At 66.2% G+C, this 20,699-nt stretch carries 24 protein-coding genes; 14 read left to right on the top strand and 10 right to left on the bottom strand.

Translation table 11 applies throughout. The features are described 5' to 3' along the window. Positions 1–31 precede the first annotated feature (31 nt). From ACTPOI_RS03075 to ACTPOI_RS03060, 4 genes are all read left to right on the top strand, one after another. On the top strand, positions 32–1,231 hold the full coding sequence (locus ACTPOI_RS03075) for a threonine ammonia-lyase (protein ID WP_440106291.1): 1,200 nt from the start codon (positions 32–34) through the stop codon (positions 1,229–1,231). Between the two features lie 98 nt (positions 1,232–1,329). Continuing rightward, positions 1,330–1,476, top strand: coding sequence for a hypothetical protein (locus ACTPOI_RS03070; RefSeq protein ID WP_440106289.1), 147 nt, complete (start codon positions 1,330–1,332; stop codon positions 1,474–1,476). Positions 1,477–1,586: 110 nt separating this feature from the next. Beyond that, on the top strand, positions 1,587–2,288 hold the full coding sequence (gene queC, locus ACTPOI_RS03065) for a 7-cyano-7-deazaguanine synthase QueC (RefSeq protein WP_440106287.1): 702 nt from the start codon (positions 1,587–1,589) through the stop codon (positions 2,286–2,288). A gap of 352 nt (positions 2,289–2,640) precedes the next feature. Then, a complete protein-coding gene (locus ACTPOI_RS03060) occupies positions 2,641–4,512 on the top strand; it encodes a phosphoenolpyruvate carboxykinase (GTP) (RefSeq protein ID WP_440106285.1) in 1,872 nt (623 codons plus the stop codon). 187 nt (positions 4,513–4,699) lie between these two features. Here ACTPOI_RS03060 and ACTPOI_RS03055 read toward each other — a convergent pair whose 3' ends face one another. Further along, on the bottom strand, positions 4,700–5,140 hold the full coding sequence (locus ACTPOI_RS03055; RefSeq protein WP_440106283.1) for a hypothetical protein: 441 nt from the start codon (positions 5,138–5,140) through the stop codon (positions 4,700–4,702). A 227-nt stretch (positions 5,141–5,367) separates the two neighbouring features. On the opposite strand from ACTPOI_RS03055, the gene ACTPOI_RS03050 reads away from it, so the two are divergent. From ACTPOI_RS03050 to ACTPOI_RS03030, 5 genes are all read left to right on the top strand, one after another. Continuing rightward, complete coding sequence (locus ACTPOI_RS03050) at positions 5,368–6,327, top strand: LysR family transcriptional regulator (protein ID WP_440106281.1); 960 nt, start codon at positions 5,368–5,370, stop codon at positions 6,325–6,327. Between the two features lie 71 nt (positions 6,328–6,398). Next, positions 6,399–7,247 carry a metallophosphoesterase gene (locus ACTPOI_RS03045; protein ID WP_440106279.1) on the top strand — a complete coding sequence of 283 codons (849 nt, stop codon included), beginning with the start codon at positions 6,399–6,401 and terminating at the stop codon, positions 7,245–7,247. A 131-nt stretch (positions 7,248–7,378) separates the two neighbouring features. Beyond that, positions 7,379–7,801, top strand: a complete 423-nt coding sequence (locus tag ACTPOI_RS03040) for a universal stress protein (RefSeq protein ID WP_440106277.1) — start codon at positions 7,379–7,381, stop codon at positions 7,799–7,801. 174 nt (positions 7,802–7,975) lie between these two features. Continuing rightward, the gene (locus ACTPOI_RS03035; RefSeq protein ID WP_291516140.1) at positions 7,976–8,431 is read left to right on the top strand and encodes a fasciclin domain-containing protein; all 456 of its coding nucleotides are present in this window, start codon (positions 7,976–7,978) and stop codon (positions 8,429–8,431) included. 51 nt (positions 8,432–8,482) lie between these two features. Further along, entirely contained in the window at positions 8,483–9,430 is a 948-nt protein-coding gene (locus ACTPOI_RS03030) for a fasciclin domain-containing protein (protein WP_440106274.1), read from the top strand. Between the two features lie 87 nt (positions 9,431–9,517). Here the strand turns inward: ACTPOI_RS03030 and ACTPOI_RS03025 are convergent, their stop codons facing one another. Next, a complete protein-coding gene (locus ACTPOI_RS03025) occupies positions 9,518–10,135 on the bottom strand; it encodes a TetR/AcrR family transcriptional regulator (RefSeq protein ID WP_440106272.1) in 618 nt (205 codons plus the stop codon). A 93-nt stretch (positions 10,136–10,228) separates the two neighbouring features. Continuing rightward, positions 10,229–11,143 (bottom strand): LysR family transcriptional regulator ArgP, encoded by a 915-nt coding sequence (locus tag ACTPOI_RS03020; protein ID WP_069104349.1) that lies wholly within the window; start codon positions 11,141–11,143, stop codon positions 10,229–10,231. A gap of 133 nt (positions 11,144–11,276) precedes the next feature. On the opposite strand from ACTPOI_RS03020, the gene ACTPOI_RS03015 reads away from it, so the two are divergent. Beyond that, positions 11,277–12,614, top strand: a complete 1,338-nt coding sequence (locus tag ACTPOI_RS03015) for a D-amino acid dehydrogenase (RefSeq protein ID WP_440106270.1) — start codon at positions 11,277–11,279, stop codon at positions 12,612–12,614. 24 nt (positions 12,615–12,638) lie between these two features. On the opposite strand, the gene ACTPOI_RS03010 is transcribed toward ACTPOI_RS03015, so the two are convergent. Next, positions 12,639–13,253, bottom strand: a complete 615-nt coding sequence (locus ACTPOI_RS03010) for a hypothetical protein (RefSeq protein ID WP_440106268.1) — start codon at positions 13,251–13,253, stop codon at positions 12,639–12,641. Between the two features lie 174 nt (positions 13,254–13,427). Here ACTPOI_RS03010 and ACTPOI_RS03005 point away from each other — a divergent pair, with 174 nt between their 5' ends. Together ACTPOI_RS03005 and ACTPOI_RS03000 are read left to right on the top strand one after the other, a co-directional pair. Continuing rightward, entirely contained in the window at positions 13,428–14,096 is a 669-nt protein-coding gene (locus tag ACTPOI_RS03005; RefSeq protein WP_440106266.1) for a TetR/AcrR family transcriptional regulator, read from the top strand. Continuing rightward, complete coding sequence (locus tag ACTPOI_RS03000) at positions 14,093–14,668, top strand: flavodoxin family protein (protein WP_440106264.1); 576 nt, start codon at positions 14,093–14,095, stop codon at positions 14,666–14,668. The genes ACTPOI_RS03005 and ACTPOI_RS03000 overlap by 4 nt, the downstream gene beginning before the upstream one ends. Before the next feature lie 50 nt (positions 14,669–14,718). Here the strand turns inward: ACTPOI_RS03000 and ACTPOI_RS02995 are convergent, their stop codons facing one another. Together ACTPOI_RS02995 and ACTPOI_RS02990 are read right to left on the bottom strand one after the other, a co-directional pair. Then, positions 14,719–15,963, bottom strand: a complete 1,245-nt coding sequence (locus ACTPOI_RS02995; protein WP_440106262.1) for a M14 family zinc carboxypeptidase — start codon at positions 15,961–15,963, stop codon at positions 14,719–14,721. Beyond that, positions 15,960–16,748 carry an alpha/beta fold hydrolase gene (locus ACTPOI_RS02990; protein WP_440106260.1) on the bottom strand — a complete coding sequence of 263 codons (789 nt, stop codon included), beginning with the start codon at positions 16,746–16,748 and terminating at the stop codon, positions 15,960–15,962. The genes ACTPOI_RS02995 and ACTPOI_RS02990 overlap by 4 nt, the downstream gene beginning before the upstream one ends. Positions 16,749–17,007: 259 nt before the next feature. On the opposite strand from ACTPOI_RS02990, the gene ACTPOI_RS02985 reads away from it, so the two are divergent. Beyond that, entirely contained in the window at positions 17,008–17,529 is a 522-nt protein-coding gene (locus tag ACTPOI_RS02985; protein ID WP_440106258.1) for a flavin reductase family protein, read from the top strand. A 23-nt stretch (positions 17,530–17,552) separates the two neighbouring features. Then, positions 17,553–18,128 (top strand): MOSC domain-containing protein, encoded by a 576-nt coding sequence (locus tag ACTPOI_RS02980; RefSeq protein ID WP_440108252.1) that lies wholly within the window; start codon positions 17,553–17,555, stop codon positions 18,126–18,128. 39 nt (positions 18,129–18,167) lie between these two features. Here the strand turns inward: ACTPOI_RS02980 and minE are convergent, their stop codons facing one another. The 4 genes from minE to ACTPOI_RS02960 all read right to left on the bottom strand — a co-directional run bounded on the left by minE (position 18,168) and on the right by ACTPOI_RS02960 (position 20,623). Further along, on the bottom strand, positions 18,168–18,434 hold the full coding sequence (minE, locus tag ACTPOI_RS02975; RefSeq protein ID WP_092951564.1) for a cell division topological specificity factor MinE: 267 nt from the start codon (positions 18,432–18,434) through the stop codon (positions 18,168–18,170). Positions 18,435–18,437: 3 nt separating this feature from the next. After that, entirely contained in the window at positions 18,438–19,253 is an 816-nt protein-coding gene (gene minD / locus ACTPOI_RS02970) for a septum site-determining protein MinD (protein ID WP_440106256.1), read from the bottom strand. 47 nt (positions 19,254–19,300) lie between these two features. Continuing rightward, positions 19,301–20,065, bottom strand: a complete 765-nt coding sequence (gene minC, locus ACTPOI_RS02965) for a septum site-determining protein MinC (RefSeq protein ID WP_440106254.1) — start codon at positions 20,063–20,065, stop codon at positions 19,301–19,303. A gap of 186 nt (positions 20,066–20,251) precedes the next feature. Continuing rightward, positions 20,252–20,623: a proteophosphoglycan ppg4 gene (locus tag ACTPOI_RS02960; protein ID WP_440106252.1), complete on the bottom strand. Its 372-nt coding sequence runs from the start codon at positions 20,621–20,623 to the stop codon at positions 20,252–20,254. Positions 20,624–20,699 lie beyond the last annotated feature (76 nt).

The raw sequence follows: 20,699 nt of genomic DNA, 5'->3' as shown, positions 1-20,699 counted from the left end.
CAGGGTTCTCGGTTCAGCCACAATCCCCCGCATGCTCACCCTCCAAGACATCCGCGATGCCGCCACCCGCCTACAAGGCCAGGTGCTGGACACGCCCTGCGTCGAATCCAGGACGCTTTCGCAAATCGTCGGCGCACAGGTCTTCCTCAAGTTCGAGAACCTGCAGTTCACCGCATCTTTCAAGGAGCGCGGGGCGTGCAACCGCCTCACGCTGCTGACCGATGCGGAGCGGGCGCGCGGTGTGGTCGCCATGAGCGCGGGCAACCATGCCCAAGGCGTGGCGTACCACGCGCAGCGCCTGGGCCTGCGGGCGGTGATCGTGATGCCGCGCTTCACGCCCGGCGTGAAGGTGGAGCGCACGCGCGGGTTTGGCGCCGAGGTGGTGCTGCATGGCGACACGCTGGAAGAAGCCCGCGCCCACGCCTATGCGCTGGCAGACGCGCAAGGGCTGACCTTTGTGCACCCCTATGACGACGAGGGCGTGGCCGCCGGCCAGGGGACGCTGGGCCTGGAGATGCTGCAGGCCGTTCCGGACCTGGACGTGCTGGTGATTGCGGTCGGTGGCGGCGGGCTGATCTCGGGCGTGGCCACGGCCGCCAAGGCGATCCGGCCCGGCATCGAGATCATCGGCGTGCAGACGTCGCGCTTCCCGGCCATGGTGAATGCGGTCAAGGGCACGCTCCATCCGCAGGGCACCTCGACGATTGCCGAGGGCATTGCGGTGGGCACCCCCGGCACGATCACGCAGGAAGTCATCAGGCGCCTGGTGGACGACCTGGTGCTGGTGGACGAAGGCGATATTGAGCAGGCCGTGCTGATGCTGCTGGAGATCGAGAAAACGCTGGTGGAGGGCGCAGGTGCTGCCGGGCTGGCCGCGCTACTGCGCTACCCCGAGCGGTTTGCGGGCAAGCGCGTGGGCCTGGTGCTGTGCGGCGGCAACATCGACCCGCTGCTGCTGGCCGCGATCATCGAGCGCGGCATGGTGCGCTCGGGCCGCCTGGCGCGCATCAAGGTGAGCGCACGGGACGTACCCGGGGTACTCGCGCGCATCACCGCCACGGTGGCAGACGCAGGTGCCAACATCGAGGAGGTGCATCACCAGCGCGCCTTCACGATGCTGGCCGCGCAGAACGTCGAGATTGAACTGGTGCTGCAGACGCGGGGCAAGGCGCACGTGGACGAGGTGTTGGAACATTTGCGCGCCGCCGGCATGCAGGCCGACCTGATCTGACCCGGCGGCCGCGTTCAGGCCCTGGTTCGCGCAGGCATTTGCAGGGATCAGGCGCTGACGCAGCTAGAATTGCGCAAGTTTTAAGCAACGGAGCCCCCATGTCTGCACCCCACACCCCGCATACCCCTGAGTCCTCGTCCAACGACCCCGTGGAAAACGTGGTGCCCCTGATGCCGGTGGTGCTGCCGGTGGTGGGTGGGATCATGATCTTCCTGCTGGCGTTCATCGCGGTCTACATGGCCTGAACGGCTGGCAACAGCCCCGGAACAGCCCCGCCCCGCGGGGCTTTTTTTCGTCCCCTGAAGGGACATGCCTGGCGGCAAGTCGGGCCCCTGCATTCACCCAAGGAGCTTTCATGAGACCCGGTCACGCACTTGTCCTGTTTTCCGGTGGGCAGGATTCCACCACCTGCCTGGCATGGGCGCTCACGCATTTTGCGCATGTCGAGACCATCGGTTTCGACTATGGACAGCGCCACCATGTGGAGTTGCAAGCCCGCCTGACGGTGCTGACGGCCCTGCGCGAGCGCTTTCCGGCCTGGAACGCGCGGCTGGGTGAAGACCACATGGTGGACCTGGCCGTGCTCGGCCAGATCAGCGATACGGCGCTCACCAGCGAAACCGAGATCCGGATGACCGAGGCTGGCCTGCCCAACACCTTCGTGCCCGGGCGCAACCTGCTGTTTTTCAACCTGGCCGCCGCCGTGGGCTACCGGCGCGGCCTGCACACCCTGGTGGGCGGCATGTGCGAGACCGATTTTTCGGGCTACCCGGATTGCCGGGACGACACCCTCAAGGCGCTGCAGGTGGCGGTGTCGCTGGGCATGGGCCAGCGGTTCACGTTCGAGACGCCGCTGATGTGGATTGACAAGGCCGAGACCTGGGAGATGGCGCAACAGCTGGGCGGCGACGCACTCACGGAGCTGATCATTGCCGACTCGCACACCTGCTACCACGGTGTGCGCGATCACTTGCACGCCTGGGGCCATGGCTGCGGCACCTGCCCGGCGTGCGAACTGCGCAAAGCCGGGTTTGAACGCTGGCGCAGCGGCCCGTAAGCGCACGCCCAAACCGCAGCGACCGCATAACCCCATGCAACTTTTGCATAGATTTAAGCCCAATCTGACAGACAGTTTGGAGCGCGATTCATAAAATCGTCATCCCAGCCGACCCGCGGATGCGTGGCCAGCCCCGGAAAGCCGGGTCTGCACTGCACGGACCGCCCGCCGACTGAGCACAGGTCAACGGGGTGTGCTGCAGCCAGGCTGATGTCTGCAACCACGCTTCGCTGCCGAAAGCCGTTTTTTCAAAGGCAGCGCTCAGCAAAGCATTCTGCGCAGGCCTCGCCGTGATCCCGCCGCCGGGGCGCTTCCTTTGAAAAAACTGTTTTTCAACTTAAGGAAGCTCCCGATGAACGCACCCACGATGCAGGGCCTGAATCTCAACGCCCCCGCTTACGTCAAAAACGCCCGGCTGCTGGCCTGGGTGGCCGACATGGCCGCACTGTGCAAGCCCGACAGCATCTACTGGTGCGATGGCTCCAAGGAGGAGTACGACCGCCTTTGCCAGCAGCTGGTGGATGCCGGTACGTTCAAGAAGCTGAATCCGGCCAAGCGCCCCGGCAGCTACCTTGCGTGGTCTGATCCTTCGGACGTGGCCCGCGTGGAAGATCGCACCTACATCTGCTCGGCCGCCAAGGAAGACGCCGGCCCGACCAACAACTGGATGGCCCCGGCCGAAATGCGCGCCACGCTGCAGCCCCTGTTTGACGGCTGCATGAAGGGCCGCACCATGTACGTGGTACCGTTCAGCATGGGCCCGCTGGGCAGCCACATTGCCCACATCGGCGTGGAGCTGAGCGACAGCGCCTACGTGGCCGTGAACCAGCGCCTGATGACCCGCATGGGCAAGGCCGTGTACGACGTGCTGGGCGTAGAGGGCGAGTTTGTGCCCTGCATGCACACCGTGGGCGCCCCCCTGGCCGAAGGCGAGAAGGACACCACCAGCTGGCCCTGCAACCCCAAGGTCAAGTACATCGTCCACTACCCCGAGACGCGCGAAATCTGGTCGTATGGCTCGGGTTACGGTGGCAACGCGCTGCTGGGCAAGAAGTGCCTGGCGCTGCGCATTGCCTCCACCATGGGCCGCGACCAGGGCTGGCTGGCCGAACACATGCTCATCCTGGGCGTGACCAACCCCGAAGGCAAGAAGTACCACGTGGCAGCCGCCTTCCCGAGCGCCTGCGGCAAGACCAACTTCTCGATGCTGGTGCCGCCCGAGGCTGGCTTTGCCGGCTGGAAGGTCACCACGATCGGTGACGACATCGCCTGGATCAAGCCCAACGCGGACGGCAAGATGTACGCCATCAACCCCGAAGCCGGCTACTTTGGCGTGGCCCCCGGCACCAACATGCACACCAATCCCAACTGCATGCGCAGCCTGGACAAGGACGTGATCTTCACCAACGTGGCCCTGACGGACGACGGCGACGTGTGGTGGGAAGGCATGGAAAAGGACACCGGCAAGCTGCCCGATCACCTGATCGACTGGCAAGGCAAGGACTGGACGCCCCAGATCGCCAAGGAAACCGGCGCCAAGGCTGCGCACCCCAACTCGCGCTTCACTGTGGCCGCCACCAACAACCCGGCGCTGGATGCCCAGTGGGACGATGCCAGCGGCGTGCCGATCGACGCCTTCATCTTCGGCGGCCGCCGCTCCACCACCGTGCCGCTGGTGACGGAAGCCCGTACCTGGACGGAAGGCGTGTACATGGCAGCCACGATGGGCAGTGAAACCACCGCGGCCGCCTTTGGCGCTCAGGGCGTCGTGCGCCGCGACCCGTTCGCCATGCTGCCGTTCTGCGGCTACAACATGAGCGACTACTTCCAGCACTGGCTGAACATGGAAGGCAAGATCGCCGCCACCGGCAAGTCGGTTCCCAAGGTGTTCTGCGTGAACTGGTTCCGCAAGGACGAGGCAGGCAAGTTCGTGTGGCCCGGCTACGGCGAGAACATGCGCGTGCTCAAGTGGATGATCGACCGCATCGAAGGCCGCGCCGAAGGCGAGCAAACGATGTTCGGCGTGGCACCGAAGTATGCCGAGATCAACTGGACGGGGCTTGATTTCAGCGCCCAGCAGTTCCAGGCGGTGACCAACATCGACAAGGCCGCGTGGAAGGAAGAGTTCAACCTGCACACCGCCCATTTCGAGCAGCTGGCCTACCACCTGCCCACCGCCCTGCTGGACACCAAGGCGCAGCTGGAGCAGCGCCTGGGAGCATGATGTCCCGCGGGCAGGCCGGCTTGGCGCTGTCTTAAGGCGCAGATGAAAAAGCAGCCTCCGGGCTGCTTTTTTTCGACCTGCGCGATCCACGCACATTCACCTGCTTGGCAGGCCGCCCGGCGAGCAGACAAAAAAGCCGTGGGGTCACCACGGCTTTGATCAGGGGCGCGGCCTGCTGGCCACGCGCTCAGTCGTACTTGCGCAGATCGTCCACGCCCGCAAGGCCCATGGCATGGTTCAGCTCCGCCATGATGCGGGGGTCGCGCATGGCCACTTGCCACGTGTGCTGGTCATCGGCAGCGCGGCGGCGGGACTCAGCCCACGACTTGGCTGCACGACGGATCACCACGCCAGCAGTACGGGCAGGCGTGGCAAACAACGCCAGCGCTGCAAACGCCACCAGCCACAGCACCATCCACGCTGCGAGCAGGTGCCCGTCGCCCCAGGTGTCAACGACCTGGTTGGCGACCACAACCAAGGCGGATACCACCGCTGCCAGCAACAGGGTGGCGGCGCCGCGTGCGCCGTCAAATTGGGCTGCTGCGCTCTTGAGCGCGGCAGCGACGTTTTCGGCGCGGACCACGCCGGGGTGTTCGGTGGGATAGTCAACGTGTGCAAAGCTGGTCATTTGGGGTGCCCCTTGTCAATCTGGACTGGCGATATGCCAGCCGATGGACGAATACTAGGGTTTACCCTTTATTGATTCAAGTTTATATTCTGAATTTGATTCATTCACATCGATGATGTATCAGTGGTGGGGGCCTTCGGTTGTTCTTGAGCACACTGATACGCGCCATAGTCGTCCCGGTTGCCCCATCCTGTTTTTTCCCACGCTACTTCCCACAAACGCCAGCCATGGCCCCCCTGAACTTTCGCTCCCTCGACCTCAACCTGCTGCGGGTGTTTGACGAGGTCATGGCCGAACGCAGCCTGACGCGCGCCGCCCACAAGCTGTCGCTGACGCAGCCCGCGGTGAGCAACGCCATGCGCCGCCTGCGCGAAGTGCTGGGTGACGAATTGATGGTGCGCAGCGGCCAGGGCGTGGAGCCCACGCCCCGCGCGCTGGCGCTGTGGCCGCCCGTGCGGGATGCCCTTTCCCAGTTGCAGCAGTCACTGGCGCCCGGCACGTTTGATGCGGCCACTGCCGAATCGACCTTTGTGCTGGCCATGGCCGATGCGACGGCGGCCACGCTGGTGCCTGCGCTGGTCGAGATCATCGAGCGCGAAGCACCGGGCATTTCGCTCCGCGTGCTCCCGCTGACCACACGCGACCCGCGGCGCCTGCTGGACGACGAGTCGGCCGACATGGCGGTTGGCTACTTCCCGGCAGCGCTTGCAGACCTGACAGCACGCGCGCAGTCAGGGGGCGTGGTGGCCTTTGAAAGCCGCCGTCTCTACGACGGCGAATACGTGTGCGTGATGCGGCAGGGGCACCCGCTGGCCAGCCAGCCCCTGACGCTCGATGCCTTTTGCGAGGCGCGCCACATGCTGGTGAGCTTTTCCGGCAGACCGTTCGGGTTCATCGATGAGGCGCTGGCCTCGCTGGGGCGCGAGCGCCGCGTGGTGCTCACGGTCAACCAGTTCTTCACCGCAGGCCGTGTGGTGTCAGGGTCGGACCTGCTGACGGTATTGCCCAGGCACTTCGTGCCGGTCACAGGCATTGCCGATGTGCTGGTACAGCGGACATTGCCCTTTGACGTGCCGCCTGTGCACGTGGACGCCCTGTGGCGCCGGCGTGGCCCCCAGCAAGAGGCCATGACGTGGCTGTTGCAGGCGCTCGCGCGGTCAGCGCGCCGAACCTTTGCCGACGATTGATGCCGCGTACCCCTGGCACTGCGGGGCCTGGCCTGGTTGGGGCATCAACGAGGCCGTAGACTGAAGTCCGCATGAACATCCAGCTCCTGTCAGACCTGCACCTGGAGGTGCATCCCCACTTTGTTCCCGAGCCCGCAGCGGGCGCTGACGTGCTGGTGCTGGCGGGCGACATCGGGTCGTACCAGCCCGGCTCGCTCCTGCAGGACGACGACTTTGGCCTGGCGCGGTTCTCGCCGCTACCGCAATATGCCGGCTGGCCCACACCCGTGCTGCTGGTGCCCGGCAACCACGAGTACGACGGGCAGGATTTTGATGTTGCCCACGTCCGGCTTCGCCGGACATGCGACCGACTGGGCATTGCCTGGCTGGAACGCGAAACGCTTTTGCTGCAGGGCGCGCGGTTTGTGGGCACCACGCTGTGGAGCGACTTCGATGCGTTGGCCGACCACGAGGGCACCACAGACCTCACCCGCCGGCTGGCGCTGCGCCACAAGGCGTTTCGGGCGGCCGACTTCTACCTGCGCAAGACCGGCACAACCCGTCTCGGTGTCCCCTTCATGGCACAAGAGGTGCGCGAACAGGCGCTGATCTGCCAGGCATGGTTGACCGAGACGCTTGCGGCACATCACCCGGCGGGACCTACCGTGGTGGTGACGCATTTCGCGCCCAGCCTGCGCAGCGCCGATCCGCGGTATGGCCTGATACCGGGAACTGCGGGCTTTTGCAACGCGCTGGATGCGCTGCTGCCCGCGACGGACCTGTGGCTGCACGGGCACCTGCACGCCCGCAGCGACTATGCGGCGCAAGGCACGCGGGCCGATGGCACTGCGTGGCGGTGCCGTGTGGTGGCCAACCCGCTGGGCTATGCACGCAAGGGCGAGCAGGATACCTTCGATCCGCAGCGTTGCGTGACCGTATGATCCCGCGCAGGCAAGCTGCTCTTGCAGCTGCCCCGTACAGCGCACGCACAAAAGCCAAAAGCATGACGAGGGTCAAGACAACAGATGTCTGCGCACGGTAGTCTGAACACGCCCTTTCCGGAGAACAAACCATGAAGATCCTGCTTGCTGTCGATGGCAGCTCCTACACCAAGAAGATGCTGGCCTACCTGGCCACCCACGAGGAACTGCTGGGTGCCACCCACGAGTTCACCGTGCTGACCGTGCAGCCGCCTCTGCCCCCCCGGGCCCGTGCGGCGCTGGGCAAGGAAGTCGTCGACAACTACCACGCCGAAGAAGCCGAGAAGGTGCTGGCCCCTGTGTGCAAGTTCCTGGCACGGCACGGTGTGGACGCACGCCGCAGCGTGAAGGTGGGGGCTGTGGGCGAAAGCATCTCCAAGCTCGCAGACTCGGGCAAGTTCGACCTGGTGGTCATGGGCTCGCACGGGCACGGCGCCATTGCCACCCTCGTCATGGGTTCGGTCGCCACCCAGGTGCTGGCCAACTGCAAGGTACCAATCCTGCTGATCCGCTGATTTCAAACTGCTCAGCAACCGCCCTGCCACAGCCGGCAGGGCTTTTTTTTGCCAAATTGAAACCAATTGGTTATTCTGAGACTGATTGGTTTACATCGAAACCGATTGGTTATATATTCGCGCCACGCCCATCCTGGCGTATGCGATTTCCCTACCAACACCCAAGGAATCACCATGAAGAAGACCCTGATTGCATTGGCCCTGACTGCTGGAGCCACCTTCTCCGCCATGGCCCAGGACATCGTCGACACCGCCGTGAAAGCCGGCAATTTCAAAACGCTGGTGGCCGCAGTGCAGGCCGCCGGTCTGGTGGACACGCTCAAGGGTCCCGGCCCGTTCACCGTGTTCGCACCCACCGATGAAGCATTCGCCAAGATCCCCAAGGCCACCCTCGACGGGCTGCTGGCCGACAAGGCTGCACTGACCAAGGTTCTGACGTACCACGTGGTACCAGGCAAGGTCATGGCCAAGGACGTGAAGGCCGGCATGGTCAAGACCGTGCAGGGCCAGGAAATCAAGGTCTCCACCACATCCGGCGTGATGGTGGACCAGTCGAAGGTCATCGCCACTGACGTGGCAGCCAGCAACGGCGTGATCCACGCCATCGACACTGTGCTGATGCCCAAGTAAGCCGCTCACCCCCGCCCATCAACCACCACCTTTGAGAGAGGAACCTCCACCATGAACAGCACCTCCCTGTTGAATCGCCGAACCATCCTGATGGCAGCCGCCGCGGGCGCCAGCGCCACGCTGCTGCAGGCGTGCGGCGGCGGCGACGATGAGCCGCAGCGCAACATCGTCGAGCTGGCCCAGTCCAATCCGGATCTGAGCATTTTGGTGGAGGCCGTGGTGGCTGCCGGGCTGGCACCGACGCTGAGCACCGGAAGTCTGACGGTGTTCGCACCCACCAATGCGGCCTTTGCCGCATTGCTGACCGAGCTGGGCGTCACCAAGGAGGCCCTGCTGGCCAACAAGACGCTGCTGACCGCCGTGCTGACTTACCACGTGCTCGGCACCACCGTGCCCCGCGCCAGCGTGCCGCTGGGCAAGGCCATCACGCCGGTGGGCGGCGGCTTCTTCAAGGTGGAGGCTGCAGGCACCGGCCTGCGCATCACCGACGGCCGCAACCGCACCAGCAACATCACCGCCACTGACATTCAGGCCAGCAACGGCGTGGTGCATCTGGTCGACAAGGTGCTGCTGCCTGCCGACAAGAACATTGTGGCAACCGCGTCCGCCCTGCCCGACTTCAGCATACTGGTCGAGGCCGTCGTAGCCGCCGGCCTGGTGCCCACCCTGCAGGGTACCGGCCCCTTCACGGTGTTCGCGCCTACCAATGCAGCGTTTGCAGCACTGCTGACGGAGCTGGGTGTCACCAAGGAAGCCCTGCTGGCGAACACGGCTTTGCTCACATCCGTCCTCACGTACCACGTCGTGCCGGGCCGGGTTCTCAAGGCCGACGTACCGGTGAACACCGCGATCACCACGGTGCAGGGCCAGACTTTCACCATCAACGCCAGCCTGGCCATCACCGACAGCCGCGGTCGCCAGAGCAGCATCGTGGCCACCGACGTGTTCACGAGCAATGGCGTCATCCACGTGGTGGACAAGGTCCTGTTGCCCCGCTAAGAGAACGCCGCGTTCCACGGACGCGGCCTTTCAAAGCAGAAGCCCGGCAGTGCCGGGCTTTTTTGTGATTCACAGGTGGACGAAAGATCAGGACCTTGCAGCCAAGCCTTCAAAGCACGTGCGCACTACCAGTTCGACGATCTCCTCGTCCGAATACTGCCCGCCTTCCTTGAGGAAGCTCACCACCGGGTCGCAGGCACGGGCGTACAGCGTGTACAGCACCACCAGGGGCGGCAGCGTCGGCGCAATGACGCCCTGCTTCTGGGCTTCCTCGATCCAGCCACCGATCTGGTCGCTGACTGCGACCAGCCCGTTGAGGTAATCCTTGTTGGCCATCAGCACGGCGCGCAGCGTGGAATTGCGGCTGGGCAACAGCGGCATCTCGTTGGTCAGCAGGCGCTCGAGCGACCAGCGCACCAGCGCGTGCAGCTTTTCGAGTGGCGGCATCTCGTCAGGCAGGCTACCCAGGTACGCTTGCACGCGCCCCAGGATCTGCACCATGGCGGCGCTGCACAGCTCTTCCTTGCTGCAAAAGTGCTTGTACAGGCTGGCCTTGGCGATGCCCACGGCATTCGCGACATCGTCCATGGTCATCGCGTCAAAGGCCTTTTCGCCCAGCAGCCGGCACGCCGACTGAAGGATGGCCTCCTCGCGCGCCTGGTGCATCTGTTCCTTGAAGGAAACTTTGGGCTGGAGGGTTTGCATGCCTCTATTTTATACAGGCCGGTAGAAAATTAAATGGTCAAGTTGCGAAATAACCATTTCGTTCACATTTTGCAGACGCCGGGCTGTGCCTTGTCAGGCGGGTTCCAGTGCCGCCTCCGCGGTGGCCGTGAGCGCAGCCGTCAGCGAATCCAGCACCGCTGATTCGAGGTTCCAGCAGTGCCAGTAAAGCTGCACGGGCAGTGAGTGGCCCGGGGCCAGGTTGACCACGCTCCCATCGGCCAGTGCGCTGCGCGCCAGCAGCTCGGGGATCACGCCCACGGCCCAGCCGGCCGACACGGCGCGCATCTGCGCCTCGGACCCCGGCACGAAGATATGGTTGAGCGCCACCCGCTTGAGCCCGAATGCCCGCGCCACAAACTCTGCCGCCATGTCGTCCTTGCGGTTGAAGGACAGGAACGGAACCTCTCGAAAATTGTGCGGTGTGAGGCCGTGCGGCAGGTGCTGAGCGGCATAGTCTGCTTGCGCCACGGCCACGTAGTGCATGGCCCCCAGCGGCACCATCTTGCAGCCGCGCAGTGCCTGCTTGAGGGTGGTCACGCAGCCCAGCACCTGGCCTGAGCGCAGCCACTCCTGCGTGAAGTCCTGGTCGTCCACGATGATCTCCAGCGGCAGCCGCTGGCGCACCAGGTCGTGCAGCGCGCCCATGGCCCAGGTGGCAATGCTGTCGGCGTTGATGGCGATGGCAATGCGCTCGTCTTCGCGGGCACCGCCTGGAGCGCTGGGCGCCAGCTCACGCAGGTCGCGCTCCAGATCAGCGCGCAGAAGTCGCATCTGCTTGGTGTGCTTGAGCAGCAACTGCCCCGCCGACGTCGGCCGCAGCGGGCGGCTGCGCACAATGAGCACCGAGCCCACCTGCGCCTCCAGCGCCCGAAGACGCTGCGACACGGCCGACTGGGTGACATTCAGGCGCTGCGCTGCACGTTCAAAACCGCCCTCTTCCACAATGGCGGCAAGGCATTCGAGGGCGGCGGGATCGTAGGTACTCATGGTGTGTGCCAGTGGGGTGCGCGCGGCAGGTTGAACAGGAAACCAGAAGCGGGCTTTCATTAGCCCCGCTGATGTTTTTGCATCAAGTTTAATTTTGCTTTTAGTGAAAAGCAATGTCGCGCACACTGCAATCATGAAAACGATTGTCCTGGGCGCCGGCATCATCGGCATCAGCACCGCCTGGCATCTGCTGGAGCGCGGCCACGAAGTCACCATTGTGGACCGGCAGGCCGACGCAGCGATGGAGACCAGCTTTGCCAACGCGGCGCAGATCTCGGTGAGCTACTGCGAGCCCTGGGCCAACCGCGAGGCGCCGCTCAAGGCGCTCAAGTGGATGTTCGACAACGAAGCCCCGCTGCTTTTCCGGCCGCAACTGGACTGGCAGCAGTGGCGCTGGGGGCTGCAGTTCCTGGCCCAGTGCAACGATGCTGCGTTCGAGCGCAACGTGCAGCAGATCGTGGCGCTGGGCGCCTACAGCCACGCCGCGCTCAAGGATCTCGTGAGCGCCACCGGCATCGAATACAACCGGCTGGAGCGCGGCATTGCGCACTTCTACACCGACCAGAAGTCGTTTGACGCCGCGGGCCACGCAGTGGAGCTGATGCGCAAGCACGGCGTGCAGCGCCGCCTGGTCAGCCGCGAAGAGCTGCTGGCCATCGAACCCGCGTTCAAGGCGTATGGCGACCGCATCACCGGCGGCACCTACACCAGCACCGACGAAAGCGGCGACGCACGCGTCTTCACCCAGGAGCTGGCGCGGCGCTGCGCGGCACGCGGGGCGCGCTTCCTGTACGGGCACGACGTGCTGCGGCTGAACAAGATTGGTGATGCTATTGATTCTGTAGCTGTCATACCAAATCAAGCGGGCGCTAGAGGCCAAAAAGACTTCATATTGAAGGCGGATGCCTTTGTGGCGGCCTGCGGCTCGTACACGGCACCGCTGCTGCGCACCGTGGGCGTCGATCTGCCGATTTACCCGGGCAAGGGCTACAGCGCCACGTTCCCGCTGCTCCGGCCCGAAGGCGCGCCCATGGTGTCCACCATCGACGACGGCAAGAAGATCGCCATGAGCCGCCTGGGCAACCACCTGCGCGTGGCCGGCACCATCGAGCTGTCGGGGTTCGATCTGAGCCTGGACAGCCCTGTGGCCCGCGCACGCTGCCACATGCTGTCGCGCCGCATCGAGGAGATTCTGCCCGGCGTGTGCGACACCCGCACGCCCGAGGAAGGTGGCGACCCGCAGTACTGGACCGGCCTGCGCCCAGCCACGCCGACCAACATCCCGTTCATCGGCCGCACCCGCGTCGGCAAGCTCTGGGTGAACGCAGGCCACGGCACGCTGGGCTGGACGCACGGGGCGGGCTCGGGCAAGGCGCTGGCAGAACTCATCAGTGGCCGCACACCCGCCATGGAATTCGGGTTTTGCGGCATGCCGGGCAGCCCGCGCGCGCTGGCAACCCGCACCGCCTGACCCGGCAGGCGCTTTTGCGGCAGGTCAGGCCGGGCCCGTGAGCACCATGCTGGCGGGCGTGGCGCGCTGGCAGCCGGCAAGCACCAGGTCCACCGGCCCCAAGCCACCGGCCAGCATGGCAACCAGGCATGCGCCCAGCACCAAGCCTGCAAGCAGCGCGCCCGCCAGCACGGGCCCCCGCACACGCTCCGCGAGATGCCAGTACAGGGCGCAGCCGACATGCGCGCCGATGGCCGCCACCGCCATGAAGTAGTACGGACCGAAGAACCATTGCCACGGCGGCGTGTGCAGGCCTGCCGCCGCAAACTGCAGATTGGTGTCGACCCCCACGCTGCGCCCGTGCAGCACTGCGGCCACGTGTACCAGGAGGAACACGCACAGGTAGGCCCCGGACACGGCCTGGAGCGAGGTCACGGCCCCACGGCGCTGCCTGTGGCCGCGCCACAGCAACATGAGCCCGCTGCCCATCTGGAAGGCGACGCAGCCCAGGAGCAATACCTCCAGCGCCGGCTGGCGGTACACCACGCGCAGCGCCTCCAGTACGGTCTGGTGCGCCGCCGCGCCAGCCAGCCCGGCGAGATGTCCCGCCAGATGCACGACCACGAACAGCGCCACCACCAATGCGGAGGTGCGGTGCATCGCGCGCAACGGGAACCGGGCGCGCGCAAGCCCTCGGGCGGGCACAGGGGGCGGGGCGCTCAGGGCAGCAGGTGAGACTTCTTGCATGGCGAATCCAGGGGGCGGAGGTGGAAACTGGCGGCAGAATAGGCAGCCGCACATTGGCTGGCTACTCGCATTGCGCTCAGGTTTTGCATGTCCAACCCACCGTCCAACCGCCCCGCCGCCCGGCGCGCACCGCGCCAGGAACGCTCCCAGTTCACCGTGGACGCGATCTTTGAAGCCGTTGCGCGCATCCTGGCGACGCAGGGCGAATCCGCACTCACCACCAACCGCATCGCAGAGCTTGCAGGGGTATCGGTCGGCTCGCTCTACCAGTACTTCCCCAGCAAGGACGCCATCCTGCTCGCCATGCTCGACAAGCACTGCGACCAGCTGATGCTGGGGCTTGATGCCATGTTTGCGCAGGCACTGGCCGAGGGCTGGACCGCCGAGCAACAGGCGCGCGCCTATGTCCGCCAGTACCTGCAGGGCTTTGGTGGCGGCCCGCCCGAGGGCCGGGCACTGGCGCGCCTTTCATGGAAGCTCGACTACCGGGCATCGATGCTGGTGTCGGTGCGCGGCGCCAGCGAGCGGCTGGCGCTACACCTGCAGCGCATGGCCCGCGACAACCAGCTCAAGGACCCCACCGCAGCCCAGCTGTTCGTGCTGACCCGCGCCTTCATGGGCGCCGTTCGGGCCGCGTCGCTGGAGCAGTCGCCCCTGCTCGACAGCGGCGAATTCGAAGAAGCACTCGTCGAGCTGTGCCTGGCGTACCTCATTCCCCGCCCGGTTGCGCCGGGCCACCACGCGACACCGTCATGACCGAACCACAGCCACCTGCATCTGCCCACTACCTCTTCCTGACTACGTCCACCCGCGAAAGCGGCCACCTGGGCAACACCGAATGGCTGGCCCGGCAGGCGGCCACCGCTCTGCCTGCAGGCACGTTACAAACCTGGCACCACCTGGCCCGCATGCAGTTGCCACCGTTTGTGGACCTACGCCACACCGTAGGCAGCTACCCTGCGCCCGAGGGCGACCTTAAAACACTGCTGGACGCCACACTCGCGGCCACGCACATCGTGTTCGTGTCGCCGGTGTATTGGTTCAGCATTCCGTCGCCGCTGAAGACCTACCTGGACCACTGGAGTGCCTGGATGCGCGTGCCGGGCCTGGCTTTCAAGGAGCAGATGGCCGCCAAGCCGCTGTACCTCATCACCACCAGCGGCGACCGCGCCAAGGCCCAGCCCATGATCGACTCGGTGGAGCTGTGCGCGAGGTTCCTCGCCATGACGTGGGGCGGCGCCCTGTGGGGCAAGGGCGGGCCGCCCGGGGCGGTGCAGGCGGATGCGGAAGCCGTATCGCAGGCTGGCAGCTTTTTGCTATCAAAATAGCAGCTATCAGTGCTTTCAGGACATGCGCCAGGGCTGCTTTTACCTAAACCTCACTCACCACCGCCACCTCGACGTTGGGCGCCGGGCGTTGGTAAGCCCGCCACAGCGTCGCCACCCTCCAGCAAACGGGTGTTCATCCACTGGCGCAGGTCGCGCCACATGGCGCGCACCTCGGCTTCGGCGGGCATGATCAGGGCGTGCTCCAGCTCGATGGTGACCACGGGCACGCCGCGGTGGAGCCCGCCGTAATGCCCCAGCGAGCCGGGGAACACGCCCAGCTTGTCCATGCGCAGGCGCCCCAGGCGGGCGGGCGGGTCGTGCGGGCCGTCGAAGTCGAGCACACCATAGGGCGCATGGATGCTGACCACCAGCTGCGGCTGAAACTGCGCCATCTGCTGGTGCAGAAACTTTGACTCGGGCTCGGACAACGGCTCGTGGCCGGGCCAGCGGCGCGGGTCTTTGCGCGTGCGCTTTTCCCAGTACACGGGCGCGTCCTGCGCCCAGCCCGGCGTGGGGAAGTTGCGGTTCAGATCCACCCCGCCGGCGTTCACACGGGTGGGCTTGGGGGCCAGCAGCCCGTCAGGGTTGAGCACGGGGATGAAGCGCCAGTGCACGGGCGCCCCTGCCGTCGCAGGGAGCCCCGCAGCACCCTCGGCCGCCGCCATGCCGATCCAGCGCAGCGCCAGCGATGCGGCCGTCAGCTCGTCGCCGTGCATGGCGCCCACCACCAGCACGCGCAGTGGCTCTGCTACGGGGCGGTTGCCGGCAATAGAAGCAGGCGCGGCGCCAGGCTGCAGCACATCGCGCCAGTACAGCGGCGTGCCCTGGCGCGACTGCGCCCCGCTGGCATGCAGCTGCGTGGCCAGGCACTCAGAGCGCGACACGCCCGGCAGGCGCGGCAGCAGCAACGCGCACGCGGCGGCTGCCTCATCCGCTGCGCGCAGGGGCGCTGCCGCCGGGGCTGCGGGCGCAGCGCTGGCGGGAGTCACGGACCGGGTCGCAACCACCGCAGGTACCGCAAGCCGTTGCGCTGCGGTACCCGCCGCAGTCGTTTTGGCAGCCCCTGAGGGGTATGGCGCGCCAGGCTGCAAGCCGTGGACCCCATGGCGAGCCGGGGACGCGGGCCACAGCTGAGCGGGCACCCACAGCACACCTCCCACCACCACGGCTGCGACCAGCCCCAGCAGCGCCCCGCGCAGGGCAGGCGACGCGCCAGGAGCTACCTCGCGCTGCACATCCACCGGCGAGGCTGCTGTGGGTGCCCGGGCCTTGTCCGCCGCCTGTACGGCAGTCAATGCAGCACCCGCCGCGCAGACAGAAAGTCGAGCAGGGCGGCATCGAAAGCCTCGGGCGCCTCCAGCTGGGGCCAGTGGCCTACCTGGGGCAGGCTCACGTGCTCGGCGTCGGGCAATACCTGGGCCAGTGCTTCCAGCGCGGCGGGCGGCGTGCAGCGGTCACTGCCGCCACCCAGCACCAGCACGGGGGCCGCAAGCCGTTGCAGCGCGGGGGCGGCGCGGTCGAAGGTGGCCAGGGCCTCCAGCGCGCGCCGGTAGGCGCCCGGGTACACGCGGGCCAGGGCGTGCACCGCCAGCTGTACCCCCTCGGGGAGCGCCCCGGTACCGATGTAACGGGGCACCAGCGTCTGCGCCAGCTGCTCCATGCTGCCGCCCGCCTCCAGGGCTTCCAGGGCGGCCTGCCGCGGGGCGATCCAGTCTTGCACGGCCTGGGCGTCCAGCGCCGGCCCGCCTGCGCACAGCACCAGCCGCCGCACCTGCTGCGGCCGGCGCACGGCCACCTCCAGCGCCACCATGGCGCCCATGCCGTGGCCCATCAGCACCACGGGGCCGGCCTGCAGGCCGTCGATCAGGGCCGAGCAGCTGGCGGCCAGCGCCTTGAAGGTGTAGGGCTCCACCGGGGCACTGTGCCCGTAGCCCGGCATGTCCCAAGCCACGGCGCGGTAGCCTGCGCCTGCCAGGCTTTCCACCTGCGGAGCGAATGTGAGGTGGTCACCGTCGGCATCGTGCAGCATCAGGACCACGGGCCCGGAGCCCAGGCTGGTGAAATGGGGGATGGAGGGCATGAAGGCTTGGAAGGCTTGGAAGGCTTGGAAGGCTTGGAAGGCTTGGAAGGCTTGGAAGGATTGGAAGGATTGGAAGGCTTGGAAGGCTTGGAAGGCTTGGAAGGCTTGGAAGGCTTGGAAGGCTTGGAAGGCTTGGAAGGCTTGGAAGGCTTGGAAGGCTTGGAAGGCTTGGAAGGCAGGTTAACCCCGCTGCAGCGCATCTGTGTGCGGCGCACCATAATGGTTACACAGTCCAACGCTGCCCAGCAGCCCCGCTTTTGTGAACCCCACCTTGCCGCGCCCCGCCCTCGCCCGCCCCCCCAGCTTCTCCACCCGCGAGTTCCGCGACGCACTGGGCATGTTCGCCACCGGCGTGACGATCGTCACCGCGCGCGATGCACAGGGTGAGTTGATCGGGCTCACCGCCAACTCGTTCAACTCGGTCTCGCTCGACCCGCCGCTGGTGCTGTGGAGCCTGTCCCGCGCAGCGGCCTCGATGCCGGCCTTTGCCAACGGCTCGCACTACGCCATCAACGTACTGGCAGCCGACCAGAAGACGCTGGCCGAGCGCTTTGCGTCCCGGGGCGTGGACCGCTGGGCGGGTGTGGAACACAGCCGCGGCATCAGCGATGCGCCCGTGCTGGCCGGCACTGCGGCCACGTTCGAATGCTTCAACCGCAGCCGCTATGAAGAAGGCGACCACGTGATCTTTGTCGGCGAAGTCGAGCGCTGCAGCCACCGCGGCGGCGTGCCGCCGCTGCTGTACCACGGCGGCAAGTTCTACACCGAGCACCCGCTGTAAGAGCCGGTTCTGACGCCGTGCAGTTGCACATCCGGAGCATCAACGTGGGCACCGCCCGCCGCCTGCGGGTGGGCGAGCGGTCCATCCTGACCGGCATCGGCAAGCAGCCCGTGCAGGGCCCGATCCCCGTCGGGCCGCTGGGCCTGCTGGGCGACGAGCAGGCCGACCTCAGCGTGCACGGTGGCCTTCAAAAGGCGGTGTACGCCTATCCGGCGGCCCACTACGCGTTCTGGCAGGCCCAGCGGCGCGAACACGGGGTGAGCCTTTTCGATGAAGTGCTGCCGCCCGGTTTTGTGGGCGAGAACCTCACGGTCGACGGACCGCAGGAGCATGAAGTCTTTGTGGGCGACGAGTGGCATTTTCCGCACTGCGTGCTGCGCGTGACCGCCCCGCGCGAGCCCTGCTTCAAGTTCAATGCCGTGATGGGCTTTGCGGGCGCAGGCCGCGCCATGGCCCTGGCGGGCAACTGCGGCTACTACCTGTCGGTGGATACGCCCGGAACGCTGGAGGCAGGCGACTGCGCAACGCTCGTGCCCGGCCTGCGCTCGCTGAGCATTGCGCAGGCGCTGGCAGGCAAGTGGGCCAAACACCGGCGCTGAGGGCGGCACACACCCCCAGCCCGCGACGCGTCTGCGCGTTCAGCGCACCGTATCCGGCAGTTCGATCTTGACCTCCAGCACCTCCAGGTTGTCCTGGCGTTCCAGCTGCACCTTGAGGTCTTCAGGATTGATCTTGACGTACTTGGAGATCACCGCCACCAGTTCGCGCTGCAGGGCGGGCAGGTAGTCGGGCTCCGAGGCGTTGCGGCCGTTGCGCTCGTGCGCCAGGATGATCTGCAGGCGCTCCTTGGCGACGCTGGCAGTCTTTTTCTTCTCGCCGAGAAGGAAGGAGAGGAAGGAAGCCATGGCTTATTTGCTCCCGAACAGGCGTTTGAAGAAGCCGGGCTTTTCCGCCTCGATGAAGCGCAGGGGTTTCTCCTGGCCCAGAAAGCGGTCGATCACGTCCTTGTAGGCCTCGGACACATCGGTGTCCTTGGCGTGGATGGCGGGCGTGCCCTGGTTGGACGACTGCAGCACCACTTCGGATTCGGGGATCACGCCGATCAGCTTGATGCGCAGGATGTCCTGGATGTCCTCCAGGCTCAGCATCTGGCCGTCCTGCACGCGGCTGGGGTTGTAGCGGGTGATGAGGAGGTGTTCCTTGATGGGATCGCCGCCTTCAATGGCGCGCTTGGTCTTGCTGCCCAGCATGCCCAGGATGCGGTCGGAGTCGCGCACGCTGGAGACTTCGGGGTTGGTCACCAGCAGGGCCTCGTCGGCAAAGTGCATGGCCATCAGCGCCCCGCTTTCGATACCGGCGGGCGAATCGCACACGATGTATTCAAAGCCCATGTCGGAGAGGTCCTTGAGGACCTTTTCCACGCCGTCCTGCGTCAGCGCATCCTTGTCGCGCGTCTGGCTGGCGGCCAGCACGAAGAGGTTGTCGCACTGCTTGTCCTTGATGAGGGCCTGGTTCAGGTTGGCCTCGCCATGGATCACGTTGATGAGGTCGTACACCACGCGGCGTTCGCAACCCATGATGAGGTCCAGGTTGCGCAGGCCGACGTCAAAGTCGATCACGGCAGTCTTGTGGCCGCGCAGGGCGAGGCCGGTGGCAAAGCTGGCGCTGGTGGTGGTCTTGCCCACGCCACCCTTGCCGGAGGTCACGACGACGATTTTGGCCATGTGTTGCAGTTCTTTTGTGGAGGGTGAAAAAGGATGGGGAAAATCGGTCAGGCCAGGGGCTCGATGATGAGCTTCTCGCCGTCCAGGCGCACCTGGGCGGGCTTGCCGCGCACGGCTTCGGGCAGCTCGGTTTCGGTGGTGCGGTAGATGCCGGCAATCGACACCAGCTGCGGCTCCAGGCAGGTGCTGAAGATACGCGCATCGGCATTGCCCCGCGCACCGGCAATGGCACGGCCGCGCAGCGGGGCATAGACGTGGATGTTGCCGTCGGCAATCACCTCGGCGCCAAAGCTCACCACGGCCATCACCACCAGGTCGGCGCCGCGGGCATACACCTGCTGGCCCGAGCGCAGGGGCTTGTCGACCACCACGGTGCCCGGCCCGGCCATGGGCACTTCGCGCACCACCTCGACCTCGCGCACCACTTCACGGACGACTTCACGCACTTCGGCATGGGCAGCGGCTTCGGCTCGGGGGGCGGGGGCATCGGGCGCCGCGGCCAGGCCTGCGCTGCGCGCGGCTTCCATCTGGGCGGCACTGCCGCCGCGCACGGCCACCGGTAGCGTGCTGTGGCTGCGCAGTGCGGCCACGATGGCGGCAAAGTCGATGGCTTCGGGGGCGTCGCGCACGGCGCTCAGGTCGATGAGGACGGGATCGTTGTCAAAGAATCCCGGTGCATCGGCCACACGCTGGGCCAGATCGCTGACAAACAGCGCGGCGTCGGTGGCCTTGAGCATCACGGCCACCACGGGCAGAGAGGCGCTCTTGAGGTCAAAGCTGGTGCGGGCCTGGGCCGCCGTGGTAAGGGCCATGAACGGTGGTGTGGGTACGCTGGGAACCGGTTTGGGAAGGCGCAAAGTGTACCGTGGGGTGGCGTAAGCACCTGTTGCCCGGCGCGGGGCTGCGGCGCGGCATGGCCCGGCGTGGTCACGATGATGCAGGGCGCAGCAAAAAGCCGGGCACTGGCCCGGCTTTCAGGGGAAGCGTGGCAATGCCGCTCAGTTGCGGTCAGCGCGCATGGGGCGGCCCGAGGTGCTGCTGCGCGTGTCGGTGCTGCCCGAGCCCATGCTGGTGCTACCACCGGAGCTGGTCGACCCCATGGAGCTGGAGGAACCGGCAGCGCCGGTGGAGCCCATGGTGGAGCCGGACGAACCGCTCGTGCCCGAGGTAGCACCCGTGGTGCCGCCCGTGTTGCTGCCGGGTGTGCCCGTGCTGCCCATGGGGGTGCTCTGCGAGCTTTGCTGACCGGCGCCTGTGGCTGCGTTGGGGCTGGTCGTATTGGGCGGGTTGCTCTGTGCGATGGCGGTGCCGACAACCGCGACGGTGGCCAGGCCTGCCAGCAAAGTCTTCAGTGGGTTCGATGCGTTCATTTCGGGACTCCTAGATCTGTGGATGGAACGGATATCGCCGGCAACGTCGCCAGCTGTTTACACCCTATGGGTTCCC

This window comes from Acidovorax sp. BL-A-41-H1, from assembly GCF_051942715.1.
Note: the sequence above shows the minus strand (reverse complement) of the source record. Positions and strands in the feature narration are given on the sequence as shown.